Origin of the sequence: Pseudomonas sp. BNK-45, assembly GCF_047456255.1 — a bacterium.
GTDB lineage: Bacteria > Pseudomonadota > Gammaproteobacteria > Pseudomonadales > Pseudomonadaceae > Aquipseudomonas.
On record NZ_CP179909.1, the window covers coordinates 3111718 to 3136781 of the forward strand.

At 65.7% G+C, this 25064-nt stretch carries 22 protein-coding genes and 2 pseudogenes; 12 read left to right on the forward strand and 12 right to left on the reverse strand.

Annotation, left to right across the window (positions count from 1 at the left end; genetic code table 11):
* Positions 1 to 68: 68 nt before the first annotated feature.
* The 3 genes from ACMGG8_RS14445 to ACMGG8_RS14455 form a co-directional block, all read right to left on the reverse strand.
* Entirely contained in the window at positions 69 to 575 is a 507-nt protein-coding gene (locus ACMGG8_RS14445; protein ID WP_060844147.1) for a nucleoside 2-deoxyribosyltransferase, read from the reverse strand.
* A gap of 34 nt (positions 576 to 609) precedes the next feature.
* A complete protein-coding gene (gene queD, locus ACMGG8_RS14450) occupies positions 610 to 966 on the reverse strand; it encodes a 6-carboxytetrahydropterin synthase QueD (protein WP_011062303.1) in 357 nt (118 codons plus the stop codon).
* Positions 967 to 1095: 129 nt separating this feature from the next.
* A complete protein-coding gene (locus tag ACMGG8_RS14455; RefSeq protein ID WP_414159785.1) occupies positions 1096 to 2175 on the reverse strand; it encodes a patatin-like phospholipase family protein in 1080 nt (359 codons plus the stop codon).
* 162 nt (positions 2176 to 2337) lie between these two features.
* Between ACMGG8_RS14455 and ACMGG8_RS14460 the strand changes: the two genes are divergently transcribed.
* Genes ACMGG8_RS14460 through ACMGG8_RS14475 form a run of 4 tightly spaced genes read left to right on the forward strand, consistent with a single transcriptional unit; the run spans position 2338 to position 4938 of the window.
* Positions 2338 to 2646: a PepSY domain-containing protein gene (locus ACMGG8_RS14460; RefSeq protein WP_060840214.1), complete on the forward strand. Its 309-nt coding sequence runs from the start codon at positions 2338 to 2340 to the stop codon at positions 2644 to 2646.
* Entirely contained in the window at positions 2646 to 2960 is a 315-nt protein-coding gene (locus ACMGG8_RS14465; protein ID WP_060844145.1) for a PepSY domain-containing protein, read from the forward strand. The genes ACMGG8_RS14460 and ACMGG8_RS14465 overlap by 1 nt, the downstream gene beginning before the upstream one ends.
* Positions 2960 to 3628 carry a response regulator transcription factor gene (locus tag ACMGG8_RS14470; RefSeq protein WP_060840212.1) on the forward strand — a complete coding sequence of 223 codons (669 nt, stop codon included), beginning with the start codon at positions 2960 to 2962 and terminating at the stop codon, positions 3626 to 3628. Before ACMGG8_RS14465 ends, ACMGG8_RS14470 begins: the two co-directional genes overlap by 1 nt.
* Positions 3625 to 4938 carry a sensor histidine kinase gene (locus tag ACMGG8_RS14475; RefSeq protein WP_414159786.1) on the forward strand — a complete coding sequence of 438 codons (1314 nt, stop codon included), beginning with the start codon at positions 3625 to 3627 and terminating at the stop codon, positions 4936 to 4938. The genes ACMGG8_RS14470 and ACMGG8_RS14475 overlap by 4 nt, the downstream gene beginning before the upstream one ends.
* A gap of 476 nt (positions 4939 to 5414) precedes the next feature.
* On the opposite strand, the gene ACMGG8_RS14480 is transcribed toward ACMGG8_RS14475, so the two are convergent.
* Entirely contained in the window at positions 5415 to 6170 is a 756-nt protein-coding gene (locus ACMGG8_RS14480) for a methyl-accepting chemotaxis protein (RefSeq protein WP_371826206.1), read from the reverse strand.
* Between the two features lie 102 nt (positions 6171 to 6272).
* Positions 6273 to 7562: pseudogene (locus tag ACMGG8_RS14485) on the reverse strand (HAMP domain-containing protein); the annotation flags it as partial.
* Positions 7563 to 8162: 600 nt separating this feature from the next.
* On the opposite strand from ACMGG8_RS14485, the gene ACMGG8_RS14490 reads away from it, so the two are divergent.
* The 3 genes and pseudogenes from ACMGG8_RS14490 to ACMGG8_RS14500 all read left to right on the forward strand — a co-directional run bounded on the left by ACMGG8_RS14490 (position 8163) and on the right by ACMGG8_RS14500 (position 11328).
* Positions 8163 to 9479 (forward strand): Na+/H+ antiporter family protein, encoded by a 1317-nt coding sequence (locus ACMGG8_RS14490; RefSeq protein WP_162492857.1) that lies wholly within the window; start codon positions 8163 to 8165, stop codon positions 9477 to 9479.
* A 259-nt stretch (positions 9480 to 9738) separates the two neighbouring features.
* Positions 9739 to 10470 (forward strand): annotated as a pseudogene (locus tag ACMGG8_RS14495) (cache domain-containing protein); the annotation flags it as partial.
* A 102-nt stretch (positions 10471 to 10572) separates the two neighbouring features.
* Positions 10573 to 11328, forward strand: a complete 756-nt coding sequence (locus ACMGG8_RS14500; RefSeq protein ID WP_375136282.1) for a methyl-accepting chemotaxis protein — start codon at positions 10573 to 10575, stop codon at positions 11326 to 11328.
* A 135-nt stretch (positions 11329 to 11463) separates the two neighbouring features.
* Here the strand turns inward: ACMGG8_RS14500 and yegQ are convergent, their stop codons facing one another.
* The gene (gene yegQ / locus ACMGG8_RS14505; RefSeq protein WP_414159787.1) at positions 11464 to 12789 is read right to left on the reverse strand and encodes a tRNA 5-hydroxyuridine modification protein YegQ; all 1326 of its coding nucleotides are present in this window, start codon (positions 12787 to 12789) and stop codon (positions 11464 to 11466) included.
* A 160-nt stretch (positions 12790 to 12949) separates the two neighbouring features.
* Here yegQ and ACMGG8_RS14510 point away from each other — a divergent pair, with 160 nt between their 5' ends.
* Positions 12950 to 14011, forward strand: a complete 1062-nt coding sequence (locus ACMGG8_RS14510) for an AI-2E family transporter (protein ID WP_414159788.1) — start codon at positions 12950 to 12952, stop codon at positions 14009 to 14011.
* Between the two features lie 78 nt (positions 14012 to 14089).
* On the opposite strand, the gene ACMGG8_RS14515 is transcribed toward ACMGG8_RS14510, so the two are convergent.
* Both ACMGG8_RS14515 and ACMGG8_RS14520 read right to left on the reverse strand, forming a co-directional pair.
* Positions 14090 to 14284 carry a hypothetical protein gene (locus ACMGG8_RS14515; RefSeq protein ID WP_016965586.1) on the reverse strand — a complete coding sequence of 65 codons (195 nt, stop codon included), beginning with the start codon at positions 14282 to 14284 and terminating at the stop codon, positions 14090 to 14092.
* Positions 14285 to 14560: 276 nt separating this feature from the next.
* Positions 14561 to 14920 (reverse strand): hypothetical protein, encoded by a 360-nt coding sequence (locus ACMGG8_RS14520; protein WP_060840205.1) that lies wholly within the window; start codon positions 14918 to 14920, stop codon positions 14561 to 14563.
* A gap of 254 nt (positions 14921 to 15174) precedes the next feature.
* On the opposite strand from ACMGG8_RS14520, the gene ACMGG8_RS14525 reads away from it, so the two are divergent.
* Positions 15175 to 15993 (forward strand): shikimate 5-dehydrogenase, encoded by an 819-nt coding sequence (locus ACMGG8_RS14525; protein WP_414159789.1) that lies wholly within the window; start codon positions 15175 to 15177, stop codon positions 15991 to 15993.
* A 116-nt stretch (positions 15994 to 16109) separates the two neighbouring features.
* Here ACMGG8_RS14525 and ACMGG8_RS14530 read toward each other — a convergent pair whose 3' ends face one another.
* A complete protein-coding gene (locus tag ACMGG8_RS14530; protein ID WP_060840203.1) occupies positions 16110 to 16760 on the reverse strand; it encodes a YceH family protein in 651 nt (216 codons plus the stop codon).
* A gap of 219 nt (positions 16761 to 16979) precedes the next feature.
* Positions 16980 to 19493 carry a flavin-containing monooxygenase gene (locus ACMGG8_RS14535; RefSeq protein WP_414159790.1) on the reverse strand — a complete coding sequence of 838 codons (2514 nt, stop codon included), beginning with the start codon at positions 19491 to 19493 and terminating at the stop codon, positions 16980 to 16982.
* Between the two features lie 175 nt (positions 19494 to 19668).
* Here ACMGG8_RS14535 and ACMGG8_RS14540 point away from each other — a divergent pair, with 175 nt between their 5' ends.
* Positions 19669 to 20697, forward strand: coding sequence for an AraC family transcriptional regulator ligand-binding domain-containing protein (locus tag ACMGG8_RS14540; RefSeq protein WP_414159791.1), 1029 nt, complete (start codon positions 19669 to 19671; stop codon positions 20695 to 20697).
* 71 nt (positions 20698 to 20768) lie between these two features.
* Positions 20769 to 21278: a DUF1993 family protein gene (locus tag ACMGG8_RS14545; RefSeq protein WP_060840200.1), complete on the forward strand. Its 510-nt coding sequence runs from the start codon at positions 20769 to 20771 to the stop codon at positions 21276 to 21278.
* Positions 21279 to 21342: 64 nt separating this feature from the next.
* Here the strand turns inward: ACMGG8_RS14545 and sstT are convergent, their stop codons facing one another.
* Positions 21343 to 22575 (reverse strand): serine/threonine transporter SstT, encoded by a 1233-nt coding sequence (gene sstT / locus ACMGG8_RS14550; RefSeq protein ID WP_108546352.1) that lies wholly within the window; start codon positions 22573 to 22575, stop codon positions 21343 to 21345.
* A 326-nt stretch (positions 22576 to 22901) separates the two neighbouring features.
* Between sstT and ACMGG8_RS14555 the strand changes: the two genes are divergently transcribed.
* Complete coding sequence (locus ACMGG8_RS14555) at positions 22902 to 24077, forward strand: MFS transporter (RefSeq protein WP_060840198.1); 1176 nt, start codon at positions 22902 to 22904, stop codon at positions 24075 to 24077.
* On the opposite strand, the gene nhaR is transcribed toward ACMGG8_RS14555, so the two are convergent.
* Positions 24058 to 24963: a transcriptional activator NhaR gene (gene nhaR, locus ACMGG8_RS14560; protein WP_060840197.1), complete on the reverse strand. Its 906-nt coding sequence runs from the start codon at positions 24961 to 24963 to the stop codon at positions 24058 to 24060. The two genes, ACMGG8_RS14555 and nhaR, sit on opposite strands and share 20 nt — an antisense overlap.
* Between the last annotated feature and the right edge of the window lie 101 nt (positions 24964 to 25064).

Consider the following 25064-nt stretch of genomic DNA (forward strand, 5'->3'; position numbering starts at 1 on the left):
TTCGCGGCAAAACAAGGCTTTTGTCCGACGAGGTCGTTTTCGGCAGAAAGTGACGCTGCTGGTTATCTTCAGTGGGCCGCAGGGGCTGCGTTCAACCAGTGCCCGAGGTCACGGATGGCTGTTTCCACACAGGTGCTACGACCGCTCCAGGTGCAGGCCAGCATCAGGTTGCGCGGCAGATTGAAGTCTTCCACCGCAAAGCCCTGGGCATCGCGGCCCTGGGCGTCGTGGGGCACCTGCTGGCGCAGGGTCGCGGGGCCGCTGAAGTAGGCCCACACCGGCTTGCCCAGGGCGATGGCCGCGCCCACTTCGAAGGCGGTGCCGGAATCCGGCTCCAGGCCGCGAAAGTCGTTGAGGTTGGCCAGCAGGGCGTCGCAGGCGCGGAGCATGGCCAGGTTCTGCTGGCAGATCCACTGCGCGGTGGCTTCTGGCGAGAGGTTCTGCGGGGCCTGGTTATCCAGGGGGAACAGACCGTGCAGGCCCTGGGCGCTGCACAGTTGCTTGAGGTATTGGCCATGGGCCACGGCATCGCTGCGAAACACATCGAAACCGGCGAGGTAGATACGTGGGCTCATGGGCAGCTTCCTTGCGACCTGTAGATGGCTCGGCTTACTCGCCGCGGTAGATGCAGCCGCTGGTGCAGGTTTCGTGGATGCGAATCGCCGAAAGCTCCGGCAGCAGCGGCTTGAGTTCGTTCCAGATCCACTTGGCCAGGACTTCGCTGGTGGGGTTTTCTAGGCCGGGGATGTCGTTCAGGTAGTTGTGGTCCAGGCGCTCGTAGAGCGGCTTGAAGATGGCCTTGATTTCCGAGAAGTCGCGAATCCAGCCGGTGTGCGCGTCGACCTCGCCACTGAGGTGGATCGCCACCTTGAACGAGTGGCCATGCAGGCGGCCGCACTTGTGGCCTTCGGGCACGAAGGGCAGGCGATGGGCGGATTCGAAGGTAAATTCTTTGAAGATTTCCACAGTGTCGGTCAGCTCTGTCAGGTGGCGTCGCCCGCGGGCGAGTTGAGGCAGGCGGCGAGTTTATCAGCTTGGCTCCCGGGCTGCGGAAAAACCCTGACTAAAGGGTCAGTCCGCCACGCCGACGGGTTTCTAGAGGCTTTGCAGGCGTTCGCCCAGGCGGTTCTGCGCCGCCAGTTCGAGGAATTCGTCGCCCAGGCGCCGGCTTTCGTCCATGGCGCTGCGCCAGTATTTTTGCCGGCCGGCGTCGTCGCCCATGAAGCGCTTGAAGTCGTTGCGGTCCGGCAGCTTGCCGTAGGGCAGGCGCGCCAGGTACTCCTTCGACGGCGCCAGCAGCAGGACGTCGCGCAGGCGTTCTGGGCTGGCCCGGCGCCAGGGCAGGGTCTTGTCGAACCAGCCGGGGATCACCCGATCGGTGAAGTGCGGGTAGAGCACGATGTCGCTGCCGCTGTAGGGCAGGTCCAGGTGGTAGTCCAGCAGGCCGCCGTCGCGGAAGGTGCCGGTGCCGGCCCCGGGCAGTTCGCGCACGCCCTGCATGACCATGGGGATCGAGCCGGAGGCCAGCAGTGCCTGGCGCAGGTTGCCGCGATCCAGGGGCACGAAGCGCGAGGGAAAGTCCTCCAGTGCCTGCAGCGGCGGGGCCAGGCGCGGGTCGTGCAGCACCAGGCGTTCGAAGTGCCGCGACAACCGTGCGCGGCCCCGCAGGTTGTCGGCGATCACCGAGGACAGGCCCAGGCCCAGGCGCCCGCGATGGTCGTCGGCGAGCAGGCCGTGGCTTTTGACCACCATGATGTTGAGCCGGTAGTGGGGGTTGTCGAGGATCGAGGCGTCGCGGCCATCGAGCAGGTCGTCGAGCATGCGCTGCGAGCTCTGGCTGATCTGCGCCATGGTCACGCCCTTGGCGAAGCTCTGGGCGTTGTACAGCTGGCCCAGGCGGCGGATGCCTTCGGCGGCATCCGGCAGGCAGGCGCTGGCGAAGCGCCAGGAACCCACCGAGGCACCGATCAGCGAGCGTTCGCGGGGCGCGGCGGGCAGCCATTCGCCGAACAGCGCCAGGTCCAGGCCCTGAATGCCCAGGGCCTTGGGGCCGCCAGCGGCGCCCGGCAAGGTGCCGACTTCACCGGCGTGCAGGCCTTGGCGGCTAATGCGGGCCAGGGCGCGGGGGCCGGCCTTGAGGGTCAGGGCGGGAAACTTGATATGGATGGCGGTCATACCGGGCTCACTCTTGAATCAGCCGCCGAGTATAGAGAACTCGGGCGCCGGGGGCCGAGTGAAAGTTCTGTCAGGCCCATGATGGCGATTCAGTTTCAATTAAGTTGCCTTGGGTATCGTTTGCGGCATCGGCCTTGTGGCCTGCGACCTTGGAGAACTGCCATGAAAACCCTGACCGCGCTGTTCAGCGCCAGCCTGATCGCCCTGACCGCCAGCCTGGCTCACGCCCGCGACCTGGGCCCCGACGAAGCCCTGCGGCTGCGCGACGCTGGTACCATTGTGTCCTTTGAAAAACTCAATGCCACGGCCCTGTCCCGGCATCCTGGGGCGAGCATCAGCGAAACCGAGCTTGAGGAAGAGTACGGCAAGTACATCTACCAGGTTGAGCTGCGCGACCCGCAGGGACTGGAATGGGACCTGGAACTGGACGCGGTGAGCGGCCAGGTACTCAAGGATCATCAGGACACTTAATGAACCGGACTCTGCGCATCGCCGGCAGCTGTGCCGCCCTGGCGCTGCTGTTCTGCTCCCTGGCCATGGCCCGCGACCTGGACCAGGACGAAGCCCTGCGCCTGCGCCAGCAGGGGGTGATCCTGCCCCTGGAGCAGTTGCTCAAGCAGGCCCTGGACCGCTACCCCGGGGCCAAGCTGCTGGAAGCTGAACTTGAAGAAAAACACGATGTGTACATTTATGAAGTCGAGCTCTTGACCGTGGACGGCGTGGTCCGCGAGCTGGACCTGGACGCCGCCACCGGGCGCCTGTTGAAAGATGAGGAAGACGACTGATGCGCCTGCTTGTGGTGGAAGATCATGTATCCCTGGCCGATGAACTGCTCGAAGGCCTGAAGCTGCAGGGCTACGCCGTGGACTGGCTGGCCGATGGCCGCGACGCGCTGTATCAGGGTGCCAGCGAACCCTACGACCTGATCATTCTCGACCTCGGCCTGCCCGGGGTGCCGGGCCTGGAGGTATTGCGCCAGTGGCGCGCGGACGGGCTGGCGACCCCGGTGCTGGTGCTCACCGCCCGTGGCTCCTGGGCCGAGCGCATCGAGGGGCTCAAGGCCGGTGCCGACGATTACCTGAGCAAGCCCTTTCATCCCGAGGAGCTGCACCTGCGGGTCCAGGCCTTGCTGCGCCGTTCCCACGGCCAGGCCAATCAGCAGACCCTGCAGGCCGCCGGGCTGCAACTGGATGAAGGCCGCCAGTGCGTGGTCCGCGATGGCCAGGACGTGCTGCTGACCGCCGCCGAGTTCCGCCTGCTGCGCTATTTCATGCTGCACCCGCAGCAGATCCTGTCCAAAAGCCACCTGGCCGAACACCTGTATGACGGTGAAACCGAGCGCGACTCCAATGTGCTTGAAGTCCACGTCAACCACCTGCGGCGCAAGCTCGGCCGCGAGGTGATCGAAACCCGTCGCGGCCAGGGCTACCTGTTCGGCGGGACGGCTTCGTGAGGTCGATCCAGCGGCGCCTGAGCCTGGGGCTGATCACGGTGATGCTGGTGGTCGGCCTGGTACTGGCCCAGACCAGCCTCTGGCTGTTTGAAGTGGGCCTGCAGCGTTACCTGGAGGCCGGGCTGCGGGAAGACAGCGAGAGCCTGCTGCTGGCCCTGGTGCGCGGTCCGCAAGGCTTGCAGCTGGACGAGCGGCGCCTGTCGCCGGCTTATCAGCGGCCCTTTTCCGGGCATTACTTTCGTATCGATTTTGCCGACGTGCACTGGCGTTCCCGCTCCCTGTGGGACCAGGAACTGCCGCAGCTTGCGCGCGCCGGCCTGCAAAGCGACCTGCAACTGGGGCCCGAGGGCCAGCAACTGCTGGTGTTGCGCAGCGACTACAAGCGTCTGGGCCAGTCCATTTCCATCAGCGTGGCCCAGGACTACACCCCGGTGCGCGAGAGCTTCCAGCGCATGCGTCAGGTCGGTCTTGGCCTGGGGCTGGCGGGGTTGCTGCTGATCCTGCTGCTGCAGCGCATGACCGTGCGCCGGGCCCTGCGTCCCCTGGAAACCGCCCGCGAGCAGATCGCCCAGTTGCAGCAGGGCCAGCGTTCGCAGCTCGATGCCCGGGTGCCGCTGGAACTGGAGCCTTTGGTGGCGCAGATCAACCATTTGCTGGCCCACACCGAAGACAGCCTGAACCGCTCGCGCAATGCCCTGGGCAACCTTGGCCACGCCCTGAAAACACCGCTGGCAGTGCTCCTGAGCCTGGCGTCGGGGCCCAAGCTCGATGGCCACCCTGAGCTGCGCAAGGTGCTGCTGGAGCAATTGCAGCAAGTGCAGCAGCGCCTCAATCGTGAACTCAACCGCGCGCGGTTGGCGGGGGATGCCTTGCCCGGGGTGCTGTTCGAATGCGATGCCGAACTGCCGGGCTTGCTGGCGACCTTGAACATGATCCATGGCGAGCACCTGGACCTGAGCTATCGGGCGCCACCGGGGCTGCGCCTGCCCTGGGACCGGGAAGACCTGCTGGAGCTGTTGGGCAATCTGCTGGACAACGCCTGCAAATGGGCCGATGCCCAGGTGCGCCTGAGCGTCGAGGAGCGGTCGCAGGACTTTTGCCTGCGGGTGGAGGACGACGGCCCGGGCATTCCCGAAGCACGGCGGGCGCAGGTGTTCAGTCGTGGTGCCCGGCTGGATGAACAGACCGATGGCCATGGGCTGGGCCTGGGCATTGTGCGCGACATCGTCGACGCCTGCGGCGGCCGCCTGAGCCTGGGGGACAGCGAGTGGGGCGGCTTGCGGGTGGAGGTCGAGCTGCCCAAGCGCTGAACTTGCCTGGCGCTCGACCTTCGAACCCTGGCGGCCTCTGGATCTTGGCGGCCCTGCGTGCCGTTCGCAGCCTGCGGCAGCGGCTACAGCATTCCGGTTTGGTGTCGGTGTAGCCGCTGCCGAGCCATGGCGAGGCTGCGACAAGGCCCGAAGGGCCTTGCCTGGCGCTCGACTGTCGAACCCTGGCGGCCTCTGGATCTTGGCGGCCCTGCGTGCCGTTCGCAGCCTGCGGCAGCGGCTACAGCATTCGGTTTGGTGCCGGTGTAGCCGCTGCCGAGCCATGGCGAGGCTGCGACAAGGCCCGAAGGGTCTTGCCTGGCGCTCGACTGTCGAACCCTGGCGGCCTCTGGATCTTGGCGGCCCTGCGTGCCGTTCGCAGCCTGCGGCAGCGGCTACAGCATTCGGTTTGGTGCCGGTGTAGCCGCTGCCGAGCCATGGCGAGGCTGCGACAAGGCCCGAAGGGCCTTTGGACAGGGTCAGACGCGGAACTGGTCCATCAGGCTCTGTTGCTGGTTGGCCAGGCTGTTGAGCGACTGGCTGACCCGCGCCGACTCATTGGCCTGTTCCGACAGCGACTCGGTGACATCGCGAATGGTCGCCACGTTGCTGTTGATCTCTTCGGCCACTGCGCTCTGCTGTTCGGCGGCGCTGGCGATCTGCAGGTTCATGTCGCTGATCACCGTCACCGCATCGCCGATCTGGCGCAGGGCGGTGACCGCCTGACCGACTTGCTCGACGCTGCCCTGGGCCTGGCGATGGCTGTTGTTCATCGACCCCACCACGTCCCGGGTGCCGGTTTGCAGTTGCTCGATCACTTGACGGGTTTCCTCCACCGACTCCTGGGTGCGCTGGGCCAGGTTGCGCACTTCGTCGGCCACCACCGCGAAGCCGCGCCCGGCTTCCCCGGCCCGGGCCGCTTCGATGGCGGCGTTGAGGGCCAGCAGGTTGGTCTGCTCGGCAATCGAGCGGATCACTTCCAGTACCGTGCCGATCTGTTCGCTGTTGGCGGCCAGGCCTTCGACCTGGGTCATGGCGGCGCTCATGTCGGCGGCCAGTTGGTCGATGCTGCGGGTGGTGCGGTCGATCACGGTCAGGCCCTGTTGCGTGGCCTGGTCGGCATCCCGCGCCGCCTGGGCCGCCTGGGCCGCGCTGCGGGCGACGTCCTGGGCGGTGGCGCTCATTTCGTGGGACGCGGTGGCCACCTGGTCCACCTGGCGATACTGCTGCTCCATGCCGGCGCTGGTCTGGGTGGCGATGGCCGATGACTGGTCGGCGGTGCCGCGGGCGTCCTGCACCGAGCGTTTCACTTCGGCAATGATCGGCTGCAGCTTGTCGAGGAAACGGTTGAACCAGCCGGCCAGCTGGCCCAGCTCGTCCTGCTTGTCGTAGGCCAGGCGCCGGGTCAGGTCGCCTTCACCGCTGGCGATGTCTTCGAGCATGTGGGCCACGCCGAGGATCGGCCGGGTCACGCTGCGGGCCATCAGCCACACCAGCAGCAGGCCGACCACGGCGGCCAGCAGGCCCAGGCCCAGCTCCATCAGGGTGCCGCTGCGGTTGTCGGCATCGAGCTGGCTTTTCAGGGTTTCGGCCGGGCCCACCAGGACTTTTTCCGGTACGTCCAGCAGCACGCCCCAGGGCTTGCCGCCGGGGATCGGGGTGAAGGGGGCGAGCACCTTGAGTTCATGGTTGCTGTGCAGGCTGTGGGTCTGGGTGCTGCCGGCCAGCTGGCGGATCAGCTCGGCGCCGTTGAGGCTGTCGACGCTGTCCAGGCGCTGGCTGAGTTTGCTGGCGTCCGGGCTGTAGCCGGCCAGCAGGCCCACCGGGCTGAGGATGCTGACGCTGGTCTGGCCGGCGTAGAGCTTCTGGCTGGCGTTGCGGCTGATGGCCTGCAGGCTGTTGAGGTTGATGTCCACCGACAGCGAGGCGATGACTTTGCCGTTGACCAGCAGCGGGAAGACGATGCTGGTCATCAGCACCTTCTGGCCGTCGATGTCATAGAAGTAGGGTTCGATCACGCAGGGCTTGAGGGTGCTGCGCGGGCAGGTGAACCAGGCATTGGCCGGCTGGCCGCTGGGGCCGGTGCGGGTGTCGCTCATGTCGCTTTCCGGCAGCGACATGGCGGTCAGCTTGCCCGGGGTGGGCTGGGACCAGTACAGGGCGAAGCGGCCCTTTTCGTTGCTGCCCAGTTCGCTCTGGCCGCTGAACAATTCGTCCTTGCCATCCAGGGCGTTGGCTTCGAACACCAGGGACAGGCCCAGCAGGTCGGGGTTGGCCTGCAGCGCCGACTTGACCTGGCGGGTCAGGTCCTCGCGCAGGTCGAAGGCGTCGAGAAAGCGCTTCTCGGCCTGTTCGCGCAGGAACAGCACCTGGCGCGAGAAGCCGTGGCCGTACTGGTAGGCGTCCATGAATTGCTGGCGAATGCCCAGCGCCTGGACTTCACCCTGAGCCTCGATCCGCGCCTGGGCGGCTTCGTTGAGCATCTCCATGCTCGAGGTCTTTACCAGCTCGGAGCTGTGCTCCATGCGATACAGCGAAAGCCCCACCAACAGCGAGACGATGCCCAACAGGCAGAGTCCGGCCAGCAGGGTGATCTTCCATTGGATGGAAAGTTGTCTGAGCGACATGGAGACGTCCTTTATTCGATAAATATCTGAGACATCGCACTGTAACGGCCGACGAACGGCGTTCTTTAAACGCTTGTTCGAAATTAGCCGCGAAGCTCTGGGGCTGCTGCGCCGCCCAGCGCGAGCAAGCTCCCTCGCCACGGGGAGGGGGTCGGGCTTGGGGGCTTCGCTGGCATGGGGCTCGACAGGAGCCGGGTTTTGACAAGCCGGGCCTGCTGCTGCAAAGTGCGCGCCCCTTAGGGTCTGTTGCCATTGGGTGACAGGCCGCGACGGCAGCCCACTTGGCACAGGGCAAGGCGCGAGGAGCGCGGTTTGGTTGTTCCAAATAAGCTCCGAGCAACACAGCCCTGTGCCAAGTGGGCCCCGTCCCTTCGGGTTGCGTGCCAAACGGCGCGAGGCTGCGTTGCGGGATTTGCCAAGGGAGCACCATTAGCGGCATCCCGCGCCTTGCCTCGCTCCGTTTGGCCCAGCAACGCGGCTCGTCACCAAATGGCAACAGACCCTTGAACCTCTTTCATTTCGATGTCGGCAGCCCGCTGCCTTCCGGTCGGTCACAGGCTTTTGCGCCATTTTTGCTGGTGCAGTAATGAGGTAACGATGATTAACGCAGTAATTGCCGCGGTTGGCGTGATGTTGGTGCTCAGCCTGTCCCGCGTGCACGTAGTGATCGCCCTGATCGTTGGCGCGCTGGTGGGCGGCCTGACCGGCGGCCTGGGTATCGAGGCCACGCTCAAGGCGTTCAACAGCGGACTGGGCGGCGGTGCCACCGTGGCCTTGTCCTACGCCTTGCTCGGCGCGTTCGCCGTGGCCATTGCCAAGTCCGGCCTGGCCCACGCCCTGGCGGACAAGATCCTGGTGCTGGTGGATCGCCAGGATGCCCAGGGCGGCGGCCAGGTCAAATGGCTGCTGATCGGCCTGCTGTGGGTGGTGGCGATTGCCTCGCAGAACATCCTGCCGATCCACATTGCCTTCATTCCGCTGCTGGTGCCGCCGCTGCTGTATGTGCTGACCAAGCTGCAACTGGACCGGCGGCTGATCGCCTGCGTCATCACCTTCGGCCTGATCACCCCCTACATGTTCCTGCCGGTGGGCTTCGGCAACATCTTCCTCAACGAGATCCTCCTGGCCAACGTGGCCCGCAGCGGGGTGGACATCAGTCAGGTGAATGTCACTCACGCCATGGGCATTCCGGCCCTGGGCATGCTCTGTGGCTTGCTGCTGGCCTTTGTCAGCTACCGCAAGAAGCGCGTGTATGACCTGGACCGGATCGAGAAGGTCGAGCAGGTGGCGGTGCAGTACAACCCGCGAACCCTGCTGGTGGCGGGCCTGGCGATTGTCGCTGCCTTCGTGATCCAGTTGCTGCTGGACTCGATGATTATCGGTGCTTTGTGCGGGTTTCTGATTTTCTCGGCGTCGGGCATCGTGCGCTGGCGCGAGACTGACGAGCTGTTCACCGAAGGCATGAAGATGATGGCCATGATCGGCTTCATCATGATCGCCGCCTCGGGCTTTGCCGAAGTGATGAAGGCCACCGGCGAGGTCAATTCCCTGGTCCAGGCCTCGGCGGCGTGGATCGGCCACAGCAAGGGCGTGGGCGCCTTGCTGATGCTGCTGGTGGGGCTGCTGGTGACCATGGGCATCGGCTCGTCGTTTTCCACGGTGCCGATCCTCGCGGCGATCTTCGTGCCGCTGTGCGTGCAGCTGGGCTTCAGCCCGCTGGCGATCGTCTGCATCGTGGGCACCGCCGGGGCGCTGGGGGATGCGGGCTCGCCGGCCTCGGACTCGACCCTGGGGCCGACCTCGGGCCTGAACATCGATGGCCAGCACCACCATATCTGGGACACCGTGGTCCCGACCTTCCTGCACTACAACCTGCCGTTGCTGGCCTTCGGCTGGGTGGCCGCCATGGTTCTCTGACCACCTGCCTCTCCCGGGAACGGGGCGGTGTGGGCGTCGGCAAGGTCGGTGCAGGGCTCAAGGGCCTCTTCGCCGACAGGCCGGCGCCTGCGGGTTCAGGCTCAACTTTTGGACGGGCGTGCCGCTAACGCGGTTATCACGCCAATAAAAAACCAGAGTGAGCCCCCCTATGCGCTTGAGCCTGAAGGCCAAAGTCCTGTCCCTGGCAGTCCTCCCGGTACTGTTGTTTGCGCTGGTGATCAGCCTGAGCACGGTATTCATGCTGCGTCAGCAGGCCCAGAAAGAAGTTGAGGAAACCCGTCAGCGCCTGCTGGGCGAGGCCAAGGCCACGCTGCAGAGCTATGTCGAAGTGGCCCTGAACACGGTCAAGCCGCTGTACGACGCGGCAGCCCCCGGGGATCAGGCGGCTCGGGCCGAGGTGGTCAAGCTGCTGTCGAACATCAGTTACGGCAAGGACGGCTACTTCTTCGGCTACGACTCCGAGACCGTGCGCCTGTTCAAGGGCAATAGCGCGGACGGCGTGGGCAAGAGCTTCAAGGACAACCGCGACCCCAATGGGGTCTACGTCAACCGCGAATTGGTACGCGTGGGCAAGGACGGCAGTCACTACGTGCAATACAGCTCGACCCAGCCGGGCAGCGATGTGCTGGTGCCCAAGCTGGGCTACACCGAGTACCTGCCCAAGTGGGACATGGTGCTGGGCACCTCGGTCAACCTCGATGGCATCGACGCCCAGGTGGCAGCGGTGGAGAGCAGCGTCAACCAGCGCATGGAAGGCATGGTCCTGAGCATTCTCGGGATTGCCGCGGTGGTGCTGCTGGTGATCGCGGCCCTGGGGCTGCTGGTGGCCAACACCATGCTGCGGCCGCTGAACCTGATGAAGGCCAACCTGGATGACATCGCCGCCGGCGAAGGCGACCTGACCCGCCGCCTGGCGATCACCAGTCAGGACGAGTTGGGCGAGCTGGCCGGTTCGTTCAACCGCTTTGTTGACAAGATCCACGGCCTGGTGCGGCAGATCACCGAAATGACCGGACAGCTCACCGAGCTGGTGACCCAGGTGTCGGACCAGGCGCACCGCTCCGAGCAGGCCATGGAGCGCCAGCGCCACGAGACCGATCAGGTGGCCACGGCGATCAATGAAATGTCTTCTGCGGCCCAGGAAGTGGCGCGCAGTGCCCAGGGCGCGGCGGTGGCGGCGCAGCAGACCGATGAAGAAGGCCAGGCGGCCAAGCGCGTGGTGGACGGCAGCATCCAGCAGATCCATTCCCTGGTCAGCGATATCCGCAACAGCGGCACCTCCCTGGACAGCCTGCAGCAGGACGTGTCGTCGATTGTCAGCGTGCTGGACGTGATCCGCTCGATTGCCGAACAGACCAACCTGCTGGCGCTCAACGCCGCCATCGAAGCGGCCCGGGCCGGGGAGGCCGGGCGCGGTTTTGCCGTGGTCGCCGACGAAGTCCGGGCCCTGGCCAGCCGTACCCAGCAGAGCACCCAGGAAATCCAGGGCATGATCGACCGTCTGCAGCAGGGCACCCGGGTGGCGGTGGACGCCATGCGCCGCTCCAGCGACGCCGGTGACGGCACCTCGGTCAAGGCCAACGAGGCCGGGGCTTCGCTGGACACCATGGCCCAGCTGATTGGCACCATCAATTCGATGAACGCGCAGATTGCCAGCGCCGCCGAGGAGCAGACCGCGGTGGCCGAGGAGATCAACCGCAGCGTGCACCAGATCGCCGTGGCGGTGGACAGCGTAGCCGATGAAACCCAGCGCGGGGCCCAGACCTCCCGCAGCCTGGCGGACCTGGGCCAGCGCCTGGGTCGGTTGGTGGGGCAGTTCCGGATCTGAGGGGCCCTGCCGTAGCCGCTAGCGAGCCCGCAAGGCCCGGAAAAGGCCCCAAGGGCCTGGCCTGGCGGGCCAAGCAGCGCGACCGCTGCGCACTCAGGCGCAGTCGTGGCTACGACAGGTGGTCATTGCGCCGTGTCAGGCGCTGATGTCGCGCATCAGCAGGGCGAACTGCAGGTCCACTTGATCCGGGATCGGCAGGTACACCGTGTGGCCATCGCCCGGGGCGACTTCGATGGCTTCGCCCTTGGCGTTCTGCAATTCGTGCAGGTCGAAGTGGAAGTTGCCCTTGGGGGTCATCAGTTCCATGTGATCGCCCACCGTGAATCGGTTCTTGACCTTGACTTCGGCCAGGCGGTCGCGGCGCTCGCCTGTGAGTTCGCCGACGAACTGCTGGCGCTCCGACACCGAGCTGCCGTTCTGGTAGTTCTGGTACTCGTCGTGCACATGGCGGCGCAGGAAGCCTTCGGTGTAGCCGCGCTGGGCCAGGGATTCCAGGTCGTTCATCAGGCTGCGGTCGAACTCGCGCCCGGCCACGGCGTCGTCGATGGCCCGGCGGTATACCTGGGTGGTGCGCGCGCAGTAGAAGTGCGACTTGGTCCGGCCTTCGATCTTCAGGGAGTGCACGCCCATGCGGGTCAGGCGCTCGACGTGCTGCACCGCCCGCAGGTCCTTGGCGTTCATGATGTAGGTGCCGTGCTCGTCCTCGAAGGCCGGCATCAGCTCGTCCGGGCGGTTGGCTTCCTGCAGCAGGAACACCTGCTCGGTGGGTGCACCCAGGCCCAGGGTCGGTTCCGGCTGGAAGGTCTGGACGATTTCCCCCAGGTCGTTCTCGGTGGCTTGCTCGGCCTTGTATTTCCAGCGGCAGGCGTTGGTGCAGGTGCCCTGGTTGGCGTCGCGCTTGTTCATGTAGCCCGACAGCAGGCAGCGCCCGGAGTAGGCCATGCACAGGGCGCCGTGGACGAAGACTTCCAGCTCCATGGCCGGCACTTGCTGGCGGATCTCCTCGATCTCTTCCAGGGACAGCTCCCGGGACAGGATGATCCGGGTCAGCCCCTGCTGTTGCCAGAACTCGACGCTGGCCCAGTTCACCGTGTTGGCCTGCACCGAGAGGTGGATCGGCATGTGCGGGAAGTGCCGGCGCACCAGCATGATCAGGCCCGGGTCGGACATGATCAGCGCATCCGGCGCCATGTCGATGACCGGTTGCAGGTCCTTGAGGAAGGTCTTGAGCTTGGCATTGTGCGGGGCGATGTTGACCACCACGTAGAAACGCTTGCCCTGGGCCTGGGCCTCGCGAATGCCGAGGGCCAGGTTGGCGTGGTCGAATTCGTTGTTGCGCACCCGCAGGCTGTAGCGCGGCTGGCCGGCGTACACCGCATCGGCGCCGTAGGCGAAGGCGTAGCGCATGTTCTTCAGGGTGCCGGCGGGGGCCAGGAGTTCGGGTTTGGCGAGGAGCGTCATGGGGCTTGTCGGTCGCAAAAGGTCGCGAGGGTAAGCCAGCGCGCCGGGGCATTTATTGATCTGGGTCTATGTCTGGCGCAGAAAAAAACGCACTCGGCAACGCGCTTGCGGACTAACCCTCAGGACGCCGCAATCGAGCGTTGACCGACCGGGACCGGACATGAATCAAAACAACCTGCAAAACAAAAGCCTGCTGCTGTTGCTGGCCCTGGTGACGGTGGCGTTCATCTGGATTCTGCTGCCGTTCTACGGGGCGCTGTTCTGGGCGGTGATTCTCGGCATCGTCTTCGCTCCCCTGCAGCGCCGCCTGCAACTGAAGTTCGGCTGGCCGCGCAATCTCACGGCCCTGTGCACGCTGTTGATCTGCCTGCTGATCGCCATCCTGCCGGTGATCGTCACTGGCGTGCTGCTGGTTCAGGAAGGTGCCGAGCTGTACCAGAAGATCGAAAGCGGCCAGCTGGATATCGCCGGCTACCTGGCCCAGTTCAAGCACGGCCTGCCGCCGTACCTGCAGCACGTGCTGGACCGCGTGGGCCTGGGCGAGCTCAAGGGCTTGCAGGACAAGGCGGTCAAGGGCGCGATGCAGGGCAGTCAGTACCTGGCGACCCAGGCCTTCAGCTTCGGCCAGGGCACCTTCGAGTTCGTGGTGAGTTTTTTCATCATGCTCTACCTGCTGTTTTTCTTTCTGCGCGATGGCGCCGAGCTGGTGCGCAAGATCCGCAGCGCCGTGCCCCTGGCCGAGCACCAGAAGCGCCGACTGCAATTGAAGTTCAATCGGGTGGTGCGGGCCACGGTCAAGGGCAATGTGCTGGTGGCGGTGACTCAGGGCGCCCTGGGCGGGCTGATCTTCTGGTTTCTCGACATTCCCAGCGCCTTGCTCTGGGCGGTGCTGATGGCCTTTCTGTCGCTGTTGCCGGCGGTGGGGGCGGGGATTGTCTGGGGGCCGGTGGCGGCGTATTTCCTGATCAGCGGCGCGATCTGGCAAGGGGTGGTGCTGGTGCTGTTCGGGGTGCTGGTGATCGGTCTGGTGGACAACCTGCTGCGCCCGATCCTGGTGGGCAAGGATACGCGGATGCCGGATTATCTGATCCTGATCTCGACCCTGGGCGGGCTGGCGATCTTCGGCCTCAACGGTTTTGTCATCGGGCCGTTGATCGCCGCATTGTTCATGTCCAGCTGGGCGCTGTTCGTCGAAACCCGGCCGCGGGTGCAGTTGCCCTAGCGCTGGACGGCCCGGTGCTACGAAACATCACCTATTGCGCTGCTGGGCATTGCTACCGGTGCTACCGGCGTGGGCGGTTCAGTCCACCACTTGATCGAGCATGTGCAGCACTTCCTGCTCGTTGAGCAGGCCCTTGCGCACCAGGTTCTGGGTCAGCAGCGAAAGGAACTTGGCGCTGCGATGGCCTTCCAGATGCTTGAGTTCGGTCAGGGCGTCGTACACCCGGCTGGAGGTGCAGAGGCCTTCGACGCGGTGCGGGTTTTGCGTGGGCATGGGTTTCGTCCTTGTTGTTATGGGCCTGTTGTGACAGGGCTGCTATGACAGGCGTGGGGCGAGCGGACCCGGTCGATCTTGCAGTCCCTGAATGACACACGCGTGACAGTCCCATGTCGCTCGAGGCGTCGTCGGGATTGGCACACTATTGCCGGATTTTCAGGCAAATACTGTTCCAGTCGCGACATGATGCTGAACTATTCAGACATTTGGGTGATGGCAAAATGCAACAAGCCCCGCTGGATGGGCGGGGCCTGTGGCTGTTTCAGTGGCGCGTTACCAGCGGCCGGGACCCGGGCCGTAGTAGTAATGAGGGTGGCCGTAGTAGCCGCGGGGCGGACCGTAGTACACCGGCGCCGGGCGGTAGTAGACCGGCTGCTGCACATAGACCGGTGCCGGCTGGTAGTAGACCGGCGGTGGTGGCGCGGCGTACACCGGCTGCGGTTGGACATACACCGGCGCCTGCTGCACATAGACCGGACGATCCTGGTTGGCGATCACCGAACCCACTACGGCTGCGCCGACAACAGCACCCAATGCGGCGGGTCCGGCCCAGCCACCGCCGTGGGCGGACGCCTGGCCTGCGACAGCGAGTGCGCCAATGAGCAAGGCTATCTTGGGGATTTTGGAAATCATGGTTGTTCCTCGGTTCAACCTCCGCGTTCATGGTCTGCACCAGACTCAAGAACTGACGCGGGGATACTTCTAAGACAGCGGTTTTTGCAAAATCTGCACAGCCGCTGAGTAAATATTGTGTAAGGTCTGTACCGGCCTCTTTACCGTCATCCCTGGGCGCTGAAGAGGCCTGTGAACCCGCGGCGATATGATCGGGCACAAGGGCTTGGCTGACCAATCCCGTCTATCCGAAAGTGCCCAGCAAGGAGATGAACATGCAAATGAACCCCAACAAAGACACCCAGTTGTGCATGTCGCTGTCCGGGCGTCCGGGGAATTTCGGCCTGCGCTTTCACAATCACCTGTATGAGCAGTTGGGGCTCAACTTCTATTACAAGGCCTTCAGCAGCCAGGACCTGCCCGGCGCGGTCCGGGGGATTCGCGCGCTGGGGATTCGCGGCTGCGGTGTGTCCATGCCGTTCAAGGAAGATTGCATCGCCCTGGTGGATGAACTGGATGCCTCGGCCCGGGCCATCGCCTCGATCAACACCATCGTCAATACCAATGGCCATCTGAAGGCTTACAACACCGATTACATTGCCGTGGCCCGCCTGCTGGCCGAACACGCCGTGTCCCGGGAGTCGACCTTCGCCCTGCGCGGCAGCGGCGGCATGGCCAAGGCCGTGGCCAGTGCCTTGCGCGATGGCGGTTACGCCCGGGGGGTGATCGTCGCTCGCAATGAAGTGGCCGGGCGCGCGCTGGCCCATTCCCTGGGCTATGAGTGGCAGGCCGAGTTGGGCAGCCTGCGGCCGCAGATGCTGATCAACGTGACCCCGATCGGCATGAGCGGTGGCGAGGAAGCCCAGCAACTGGCGTTCGACGCCGAGGCGATAGCGGCGGCGGACACGGTGTTCGACGTGGTGGCGGTGCCGCCGGAGACGCCGCTGATCCTGCGGGCCCGGGCCGAGGGCAAGCAGGTGATCACCGGGCTGGAGGTGATTGCCATCCAGGCCCTGGAGCAGTTCGTGCTGTATACCGGGGTGCGCCCGAGCGAGGAGCAGTTCCAGAAGGCCGTGGCCTTCGCCCGGCCCTGAAACCGCAACGCTGTAGCCGCTGCCGCAGGCTGCGACAAGGCCCGCAGGGCATTGGGCGTGCTTAGGTGCGGCGCCTCCTCGGGGGCGATCAGCGCCTGCGGCAGCGGCTACCAGGATCAGCCCTCGAGCTGGGCCAGGCGCTCTTCCAGGGCGGCAATCCGCGCTTCCAGTTCTTCGATGCGTTCCACTGAAACGCCGCCGCTCGTGCTGCGTTCCACCGGGTTGCCACGGGCGGCGAGAATCGCCTCGATGTCCGCCGGGTCGCCCAGGGCGTGGGTGTAGCGGTCTTCGCGCTGACCGGCCTGACGCGGAATGTGCAGGGCCAGGCCCCGGGCGATCAGGCGTTCGAGCTGGTGCAGGACTTGCTCGCTGTCTTCGAAATCATGCATGCGTCCGCTGCGGGTCAGGAGCTCGTTGACGGTTTGCGGACCGCGTAGAAACATCAGGCCGCAGAGGATCAACTGCGCCGGCACCAGTTCCAGGGCCTTGTCCAGGCGCTGTTCCCAGCGATCGGCGCGGCTGCCCATGACCAGCCGGGTGAAGCCCCGGGCTTCGAGGGCGCGCAGGCTTTGGCCAACCTGGCCTGGCGTCAGGTTCATCACCGGTTCGCGGCTGGTTTTCTGATTGCAGGCCAGTACCAGGGCGTTGAGGGTCAGGGGGTAGGTTTCCGGGCTGGTGGCCTGCTTTTCGATCAACGAACCCAGGATGCGGATGTCGCTGCTGCTCAAGCGCAGTTCTTCGCCGGGGGTGTCGTGCTCGCTGCTCATAAGTGCTGGTCCCTTGGTCACTGATGGGTGGGTCGTGAAAAACCGCAACAGGGCGCCGGATCGGCGCCGCGGTTTTTCCGTGGCCGGGTGGGCCACCTTGGAGGGGCTCTGTTTTACCTTCAGAACCCGGATCTTGCCATCAGAACTTGGTCGGACCCGGACAAACACCCTGCTTGCCGCAGCGCCCCCGCCCTGGTGATCCGGGCGAGGGCGGCCCGCTCAGCTCGGTTGCGGATCTGTGGCCGGCTGTGTCGCCGGCGTCGAGTCCGCGGCGGCTGCGGGCTCGCCCGATGCTTCCAGGCACTGGCGGCTGAAGCGGGCGACGGCGAGCAGGGCGTTTCTCGCGGAACGCAGGTAGAACGCCTGCAACTGGAAGACGTGCCAGCGATCCTCATGGATTTCCAGGCGGCAGCTCACCCCGGCCTGCCGGGCGCGCTCGGCCAGGCGAACCGAGTCCGACAGCAGCAGCTCCTGGTCGCCCACCTGGATCAGCATCGGCGGCAGGCCACGCAGGTCCGCCTCCAGGGGGCGATGGCTGGGCGCCGGCGCCGCGTAGGCCTTGAGGGCTTGCTCCAGCCAGTCGCGGCGAATCATCGGGTCGGCCTCCTGGCGCGATTGCAGGCTGGCGCCGCGCAGATCCGGATCGGTGACCGGCGACAGCAGGATCAGCCCGGCGGCAATCGTCTCGCCGCGTTGCTTCAAGGCCAATGCCAGGGCCAGGACCAGGGCGCCCCCGGCGGAGTCGCCGGCAATCAGCAGTCGTTCGGCCGGGCAGCCCTGGGCGCGGATGGCGTCGTAACAGGCCAGGCAGTCCTCCAGCGCGGCGGGGTAGGGGTGCTCCGGTGCCAGCCGGTAGTCGGGCACCCAGACGCTGCAGCCGCTGTCCCGGGCCAGGCGGCTGGTGACACTGAAGTGGCTGCGCGGGCTGCCCAGGCAGAAGGCGCCGCCGTGCAGGTAGAGGATCACGCCCTGGTCGGGCGTGGCACCGGCGTCGACTTTCTGCACCGGCAGGCTGCCCAGCCAATGCTGCCGGCGCCGGACCCCGGCGCAACCGGGCATCAGCCAGGCCAGGGCGTTGACGATCTGGCGTTGGCGCACCAGCTCCCGGGGCGGGCCGATCAGGGCGCGGAAGCTGGCCCGCAGCAACAGCCGCAGCAAGGCCGCGTGTCCCCGTTCCAGCCAATCCCGCGGTGACGCCACGCGCAGGCCGTCGGCCGCTGCCGAGTGCGGCTCCAGGGGGCTGGCGAAACGATAGGCGGCAAGCCCGGCATAGCGGGTCAACCACCTGTAGGTCCAGGTGAATCCGGGCCAGTTGGTGCTGTTGTGGCCGCGGGCGTCGACGTACCAGCTGGTGCATCCGCTCCAGACCGAATCGGCCAGGCGCCGCTGGATCCGCTGTTGCAGGCGCCGGTGCGGGGCCTCCTGCACTTCCAGGGTCCGCGCGCCGCTGGCCTGTAGGGCCTGGCGAGCCTTGAGCACGTGGCTGATCTGGCTTTCCAGCATGTGGATGATGGAGTTGTGACCCAGGTTGGTGTTGGGTCCGTAGAGCATGAAGAAGTTGGGGAAGCCGGGGACGCTGAGCCCCAGGTAGGCGCTGGCGCCTGCTTGCCAGGCCTGGTTCAGTTCCAGGCCGTTGCGGCCGCTGATGCGCATGGGCGCAAGGAACTCGGTGGCGGCGAAGCCGGTGCCGTAGATGATCGCGTCCACCGGATGCTGCTGGCCGTCGAGGGTCTCGATGCCGTGTTCGGTGATGCGTGCGATGCCCTGGGTCAGCAGCTCCACATGGGGGCGGGCAAAGGTCTTGAGGTAGTCATTGGACAGCAGGATGCGCTTGCAGCCGATGGGGTAGTCCGGGGTCATCTGGCGGCGCAGCTCGGGGGCGGGCACCGAAGCCTCCAGCAGTTGGCGAAAGGGGATGCCGACCACCCATTTGGTCAGGCCCTTGAGGCGAGTGAAGCCCAGGGCCCGGGATTCGAAATGCAGGTAATGGGCCGCGCGCAGCAGTTTCATCCGCCAGGGCTGGCGGGCCAGGCGCTGTTTTTCTTGCTCGCTGTAGGCCCGGTCGGCCTTGGGCATGATGTAGGCCGGCGAGCGCTGGAAGACCTTGAGCGCCGCCACCTGATCGGCAATCTGCGGCACGAACTGGATGGCCGAGGCGCCGGTGCCGATCACCGCCACCCGTTTGTTGGCCAGCGGGTAGTCGTGGTCCCAGTGGGCGGAGTGGAAGACCTTGCCGCGAAAGTTGTCCATGCCCGGCAGTTTGGGCAGGGCGGGGCGGCTGAGCTGGCCGACGGCGCTGATCAGCAAGCGGGTGAAATGCTCCTGGCCATCGTCGCAGACGACCTGCCAGTACTGGCCGGTTTCATCGAATCGGGCGTGGCGCACTTCGCTGCCCAAGTGAATGTGTCGCAGTAGGTCGTAGGTGCGGGCGCAATGCTGCAGGTAGTCGTGGATCTCGGCCTGGGGCGCGAACACCCGGGACCAGTGCGGGTTGGGCTCGAAGGAAAATGAATACAGGTGCGAAGGCACGTCGCAGGCGGCGCCGGGGTAGGTGTTGTCGCGCCAGACGCCACCGACGTCCTGGCCTTTCTCAAGCAGGATGAACTGGCTGACCCCGGCCTTGCGCAGGGCGATGGCCATGCCCAGGCCGCCGAAGCCGCTGCCGATGATCAGGGCTTCCAGGGGCGCGCAGGGGCTGGAGCGAAGGTTTTCAGGGGCGGTGGATTCGGGCATGACGACCTCGTTGTTATTGTTGTGGACGCAGGATGGATCGATCCGGGGCCGGGCTCTGCCGACGGTGGCGCGGCCCCGTTGAGTGAAGCATGGGGGCAAACATCCGGGGACCCCATGCTGCAACGGGACAAGTGCTTTAGTATTTGGGCCAAATCCGCCGCCCATGAGTCAGGCCATGAACGTTCAAGCATTCACCCGGGGACCGTCCAGCGCCTTGCTGCTGGTGAATTTTGCGCTTGAAAGGGGCCTGTCGCCGACGCGCCTGCTGGCCGGTTGCGCGGTGTCCCTGGAGGTGTTGCAGGACCCCAATACGGTGCTGCTGGCGGCCCAGGAGCTGCGATTGGCGAGCAATCTGCTGCAGCTCCTGGGCCATCCTCCCGGGCTGGGCTATGAGGTGGGGGCGCGTTATCACTTCTCCACCTACGGCCTGTTCGGCTATGGCCTGATCAGCAGCGCGACGCCGGCGGATGCGCTGGACCTGGCCCTGCGCTTTCTGCCGCTGACCTATGCCTTTGCTTCCATCGGCTACCGACTGGAGCGGGATCTGGGCGTGCTGACGTTCGGTGCGCCGCCGGTGGCCGATCCGCAGGTGGCGGCGTTTCTGCTGGAACGGGACATGGCCGCTGCCGCGGTCTTGATGCAGGAGATTGTCGGTGAGGATTTTTGTCTGGCCCGCCTGACCCGTCGCGCAGCGCCTCCCGCGGATCGCGCTGCCAGCGATGCGCCGCGGGTGCTGGGCCGGGTGCCCGAGTACCGGGCGGCGCTCGACAGCCTGGCGTTCGACCGGCGCTTCCTGCATCGCGCCTTGCCCCAGGCCAACCCGCTGACGGTGGCGATGTGCGAGCAGATGTGCCGGCAGTTGCTTGAGCGCCGACAGGCTCATCAGGGCATGGCGGCCCTGGTCCGCCAGCACCTCGAGGCCCTGCCGGCCGGCAGGGTCGCGGATCTGCCGGGCATGGCTCGTCTGAGTCGGACCAGTGTGCGCACCCTGAAACGACGCCTGCAGGAAGAGGGCACCAGCTATCGCCAGTTGCTGGCCGAGCAGCGCGGCGCCCGGGCCCTGGAACTGTTGGGCAATCGCGCCTTGAGCCTGACCCGGATCGCGGAAGAGCTGGGTTTCAGCGATCTGTCGAGTTTTTCCCAGAGCTTCAAGCGCTGGTTCGGCGTCGCCCCCAGCGCCTATCGCCGGGGGCCTCCGGGATAAAGGCCCCGCACCGGGCCGCAGTGGCTATAATCGCTGCTCGTTGTATTCCCGCCATCTGTGTCGAGACTGTCATGACTATTTCCCTGTATGCCGCTTCCGTTCCCGTCTTCAAGCAAATGCTCAATGCCCTGAGCGATGTCCTGCACAAGGCCGAAGCTCACGCCACGGCGAAGAACATCGAGCCCAATGCCCTGCTTCAGGCCCGCCTGTACCCGGACATGTTCCCTCTGGTGCGTCAGGTGCAGATCGCCGTGGACTTCGCCAAGGGCGTGTCGGCCCGCCTGGCCGAGGTCGAGCTGCCCAAGTACGACGACAGCGAAACCACCTTCGCCGACCTGCAGGCGCTGATCGCCAAGGTGCTGGCCTTCATCGACGGCATCCAGCCGGCGCAGATCGATGGCAAGGAAGGCATCGAGATCGTCACCCGTCCGGGCACCCCGAAAGAGAAGCGCTTCACTGGCCAGTCCTACCTGCTGACCTACGGCCTGCCGCAGTTCTTCTTCCACGTCACCACCACCTACGCGATCCTGCGTCACAACGGTGTGGAAGTGGGCAAGCGCGACTACATGGGCGCGTTCTAAAACCCCAGGTGATAAAAAAGCCCGGCCAGGTTGACCCTGGCCGGGCTTTTTAGTGGGCGTTGGATCAGGCGGCGGCTTGCGCCTTGTCTTCCTGGGCCATGCACGCGGCGGCCGTGAAGAGCACGTCGGTGGAGGAGTTCAGCGCGGTTTCCGCCGAGTCCTGCAGCACGCCGATGATGAAGCCCACGGCAACCACCTGCATGGCGATTTCGCTGGGGATGCCGAACAGGCTGCAGGCCAGGGGAATCAGCAGCAGCGAGCCGCCGGCAACGCCGGAAGCGCCGCAGGCGCAGATCGCCGCCACCACGCTGAGCAGCACGGCGGTCGGCAGGTCCACGGCAATGCCCAGGGTGTGCACGGCGGCCAGGGTCAGCACGGTGATGGTGATCGCCGCGCCGGCCATGTTGATGGTGGCGCCCAGGGGAATGGACACCGAGTAGGTGTCTTCATGCAGGCCCAGGCGCTTGCTCAGCTCCAGGTTGACCGGAATGTTGGCCGCCGAGCTGCGGGTGAAGAAGGCGGTGATGCCGCTCTCGCGCAGGCAGGTCAGCACCAGCGGGAAGGGGTTGCGGCGGATTTTCCAGAACACGATCAGCGGGTTCATCACCAGCGCCACGAACAGCATGCAGCCGATCAGTACCGCCAGCAGGTGCAGGTAGCCGAGCAGGGCATCGAAGCCGGAGGTGGCCAGGGTCGAGGCCACCAGGCCGAAGATCCCCAGGGGCGCGAAGCGGATCACCACGCGCACGATGACGGTGACCCCGTTGGACAGGTCATCGAGCACGGCGCGGGTGGTCTCGCCGGCATGACGGATGGCCACGCCCATGCCGATGGCCCAGGCCAGGATGCCGATGAAGTTGGCGTTCATCAGGGCGCTGACCGGGTTGTCCACCACGCTCAGCAGCAGGCTTTGCAGCACTTCGCTGATACCGCCGGGGGCACTCACGGCGACGTCGTGGGTGGCCAGGACCAGGGACGAGGGGAACAGGCTGCTGGCGATCACCGCAACCACCGCCGCGGCGAAGGTGCCCAGCAGGTAGAGCACCAGGATCGGCCGGATATGGGTTTCCTGGCCGTGCTTGTGGTTGGCGATCGAGGCCATGACCAGCACGAACACCAGGATCGGCGCCACGGCCTTGAGCGCCGAGACGAAGACCTTGCCGATGAAGGTGGTGGACTTCGCCACTTCGGGGGCCAGCAGGGCCAGGGCGATCCCGGCAATCAGGCCGATGACGATCTGGGTCACCAGGCTCAGGCGTTTGAGGGTGTGCAGGAAGGAAGGAGGTGCAGCGCTCATAGCGGTATCTCTGTTTTTTTTAATGTGCAGTGCATGCCGGGGCTGAGCCGGCATCCAGGGATGCGGTGGCAAAGGGCAACGGGCGATCGGGTGGCCTGACAGGCAAGCCAGTACGACAACCACTGTTTTTGGCAGGGGGCGGACTTTATCACAGGCGCCCGGGCTTCCTGCGTCGATGTGACGATCTGCCACCGCTGATGTCCGGTGCCGGGGACGGGGCGGTTGCCCAGACCCGTGCCCTCTCTGTTAAGATCCGTCACCCCCTTTTCTATCCAGTCAGCGGGCCCTTCGGGCTGTCGCTGCTGTCGTTGTTTCTGGAGTTTGCGATGTTGTTGCCCATCCTGCTGTTGTCCGCCGCGGGTTTTACCGTGTTGACCACGGAGTTCGTCATCGTCGGCCTGTTGCCGTCGATAGCCCGGGACTTGCAGGTCAGCGTGTCGCAGGCCGGCTTGCTGGTGACCCTGTTCGCCTTTACCGTCGCCGCGTTCGGGCCCTTCCTCACGGCCTATTTCGCGCGTTTTCCGCGCAAGCAGCTGTTTATCGGCGTGTTGTTGATGTTTGGCCTGGCCAACACCCTGGCGGCCCTGGCGCCGAACATCTGGGTGATGGCCCTGGCACGCCTGGTGCCGGCCCTGGGGTTGCCGGTGTTTTGGGCCCTGGCCAGTGAAACGGCGGTGGATATCGTCGGCCCGGATCATGCCGGGCGGGCCATTGCCAAGATCGGCTTCGGCATCGTCTGTGCCACGGTGTTCGGGATTCCCGTGGGCACCCTGATCGCCGATGCGTTCGGCTGGCGCAGCGCCTTCGGCATCCTGGCCCTGGTGGCCTTCGCCAAGGCCCTGTTGCTGTGGGTCTATCTGCCGAAAACCAGGCCGCACAACCCGCAGGCGAGCCTGCGGGCGCAGTTTCGCATCCTGCGCAGCCCGCTGATGCAGGGGCATGTGCTGCTGTCGATCCTGGTGTTCAGCGGCATGTTCACCGCCTACACCTACCTGGCGGACATCCTCGAACGCCTGGCCGGTTTCGACGGCACCCTGGTGGGCTGGTGCCTGATGGGCTTCGGCGCCGTGGGGCTGATCGGCAACTCCCTGGGTGGCCGGGCCGTGGACCGCCATCCGCTGATCGCCTCCATGGTGTTCTGCGCCTTGATGATGGGCGGCATGCTGGCCCTGGTGCCGAGTATCGATTCGACCCTGGGGCTGGCGGCGGCGATGGGCCTCTGGGGCGTGACCCAGGCCGCGCTGTTCCTGGTCAGCCATGTGCGCCTGATCAAGGCTGCGCCGCAAGCGCCGGCATTCGCCGCGTCGCTGAACATCGCCGGGGCCAACCTGGGGATCGGCCTGGGGGCGATGGTGGGCGGGCGGGTAATCGACACCCTGGGCCTGGGCAGCCTGGGGATGGCGGCGTCGGCGTTCATCCTGCTGTCGATTGCCCTGGCCCTGCTGCTGATGAACCTCAAGACGCCGCAGGCCTGCGCCTCTGTCAATGCGCCAGGGGCGTGAACAGTTCGCGGCGCGCGCCCTCGGTGATGGCCAGGATGCCCGGGTGCTTGACCTTGCGCTCCACCGAGATGGCATAGAACGATTCGGTCACGGCGTCGGTCTGGCCAATCAGCTGGACGCCGTACTGGTGCCGGACTTCCTCGGCAATTACGCTGGGGGCGATGAAGATCCCGCTGCCGGATTGGCCAAAGGCCTGCATCAGGGCGCTGTCGTCGAATTCGCCGATGATCCGCGGTTGCAGTTGCTGTTCGGCGAACCAGCGCAGCAGGCGGCTGCGCACCACGGTTTCCTGCCCGGGAATCAGTAGTGGCGCGCCGTGCAGGCCGCGAGGGAAGTCGGCGCCGTGCTGCTGGGCCAGTTCGGCGGTGGCGAAGAAGCTGATGCCGCACTCCCCGAGCTTCTGGCTGTAGCCCTTGATGTCCAGGTGCGAGGGCATCGGGCTGTCGGAGATCACCAGGTCCAGGCGCTGGATGGCCAGATCCGCCAGCAGCCGTTCGAGTTTGTCTTCGCGGCAGGTCAGGCGAATCGGTTCGCTGAGCTCCATGGTCGGGGCGATCAGGCGATAGACGATGGACTTGGGCACCACATCCGCCACGCCTACCCGGAACTGGATCTGCTGCTCGTCGGGGCGGGCGCGGAGCATGGCTTCCAGTTCGCCGCCGAGCTGGAACATCTGTTCGGCGTAGGGCAGCGCCTGGCGTCCGGCTTCGCTCAGTTCCAGCTGGCGCCCGACCCGGCGAAACAGTTCGATGCCGTAGGTCTGTTCCAGCAGGCTGATCTGCCCGCTGATGGTTTGTGGGGTCAGGTTGAGCTGCTCGCAGGCGCGCACGATGCTGCCGGTCTTGGCCACAACCCAGAAGTAATGCAGTTGGCGGTAGTTGAGCATGGCGCTTACCAGTTCGTAAAAACCGAAGTATAACTGCCAAAAATACGAATTTTCCTGAAGTATTCGTCTCCTTAGAATGCCCCGCTATCGACGGGGCCCGC

Excerpts from the sequence above, each read along its gene's own strand:
- ACMGG8_RS14445 (WP_060844147.1), bottom strand. The coding sequence starts at position 575 with ATGAGCCCACGTATCTACCTCGCCGGTTTCGATGTGTTTCGCAGCGAT.
- ACMGG8_RS14455 (WP_414159785.1), bottom strand. The coding sequence starts at position 2,175 with ATGACCGCCATCCATATCAAGTTTCCCGCCCTGACCCTCAAGGCCGGC.
- ACMGG8_RS14460 (WP_060840214.1), top strand. The coding sequence starts at position 2,338 with ATGAAAACCCTGACCGCGCTGTTCAGCGCCAGCCTGATCGCCCTGACC.
- ACMGG8_RS14465 (WP_060844145.1), top strand. The coding sequence starts at position 2,646 with ATGAACCGGACTCTGCGCATCGCCGGCAGCTGTGCCGCCCTGGCGCTG.
- ACMGG8_RS14470 (WP_060840212.1), top strand. The coding sequence starts at position 2,960 with ATGCGCCTGCTTGTGGTGGAAGATCATGTATCCCTGGCCGATGAACTG.
- ACMGG8_RS14480 (WP_371826206.1), bottom strand. The coding sequence starts at position 6,170 with ATGGAGCAGCAGTATCGCCAGGTGGACCAGGTGGCCACCGCGTCCCAC.
- ACMGG8_RS14500 (WP_375136282.1), top strand. The coding sequence starts at position 10,573 with ATGGAGCGCCAGCGCCACGAGACCGATCAGGTGGCCACGGCGATCAAT.
- yegQ (WP_414159787.1), bottom strand. The coding sequence starts at position 12,789 with ATGACGCTCCTCGCCAAACCCGAACTCCTGGCCCCCGCCGGCACCCTG.
- ACMGG8_RS14510 (WP_414159788.1), top strand. The coding sequence starts at position 12,950 with ATGAATCAAAACAACCTGCAAAACAAAAGCCTGCTGCTGTTGCTGGCC.
- ACMGG8_RS14515 (WP_016965586.1), bottom strand. The coding sequence starts at position 14,284 with ATGCCCACGCAAAACCCGCACCGCGTCGAAGGCCTCTGCACCTCCAGC.
- ACMGG8_RS14520 (WP_060840205.1), bottom strand. The coding sequence starts at position 14,920 with ATGATTTCCAAAATCCCCAAGATAGCCTTGCTCATTGGCGCACTCGCT.
- ACMGG8_RS14525 (WP_414159789.1), top strand. The coding sequence starts at position 15,175 with ATGCAAATGAACCCCAACAAAGACACCCAGTTGTGCATGTCGCTGTCC.
- ACMGG8_RS14530 (WP_060840203.1), bottom strand. The coding sequence starts at position 16,760 with ATGAGCAGCGAGCACGACACCCCCGGCGAAGAACTGCGCTTGAGCAGC.
- ACMGG8_RS14535 (WP_414159790.1), bottom strand. The coding sequence starts at position 19,493 with ATGCCCGAATCCACCGCCCCTGAAAACCTTCGCTCCAGCCCCTGCGCG.
- ACMGG8_RS14540 (WP_414159791.1), top strand. The coding sequence starts at position 19,669 with ATGAACGTTCAAGCATTCACCCGGGGACCGTCCAGCGCCTTGCTGCTG.
- ACMGG8_RS14545 (WP_060840200.1), top strand. The coding sequence starts at position 20,769 with ATGACTATTTCCCTGTATGCCGCTTCCGTTCCCGTCTTCAAGCAAATG.
- sstT (WP_108546352.1), bottom strand. The coding sequence starts at position 22,575 with ATGAGCGCTGCACCTCCTTCCTTCCTGCACACCCTCAAACGCCTGAGC.
- ACMGG8_RS14555 (WP_060840198.1), top strand. The coding sequence starts at position 22,902 with ATGTTGTTGCCCATCCTGCTGTTGTCCGCCGCGGGTTTTACCGTGTTG.
- nhaR (WP_060840197.1), bottom strand. The coding sequence starts at position 24,963 with ATGCTCAACTACCGCCAACTGCATTACTTCTGGGTTGTGGCCAAGACC.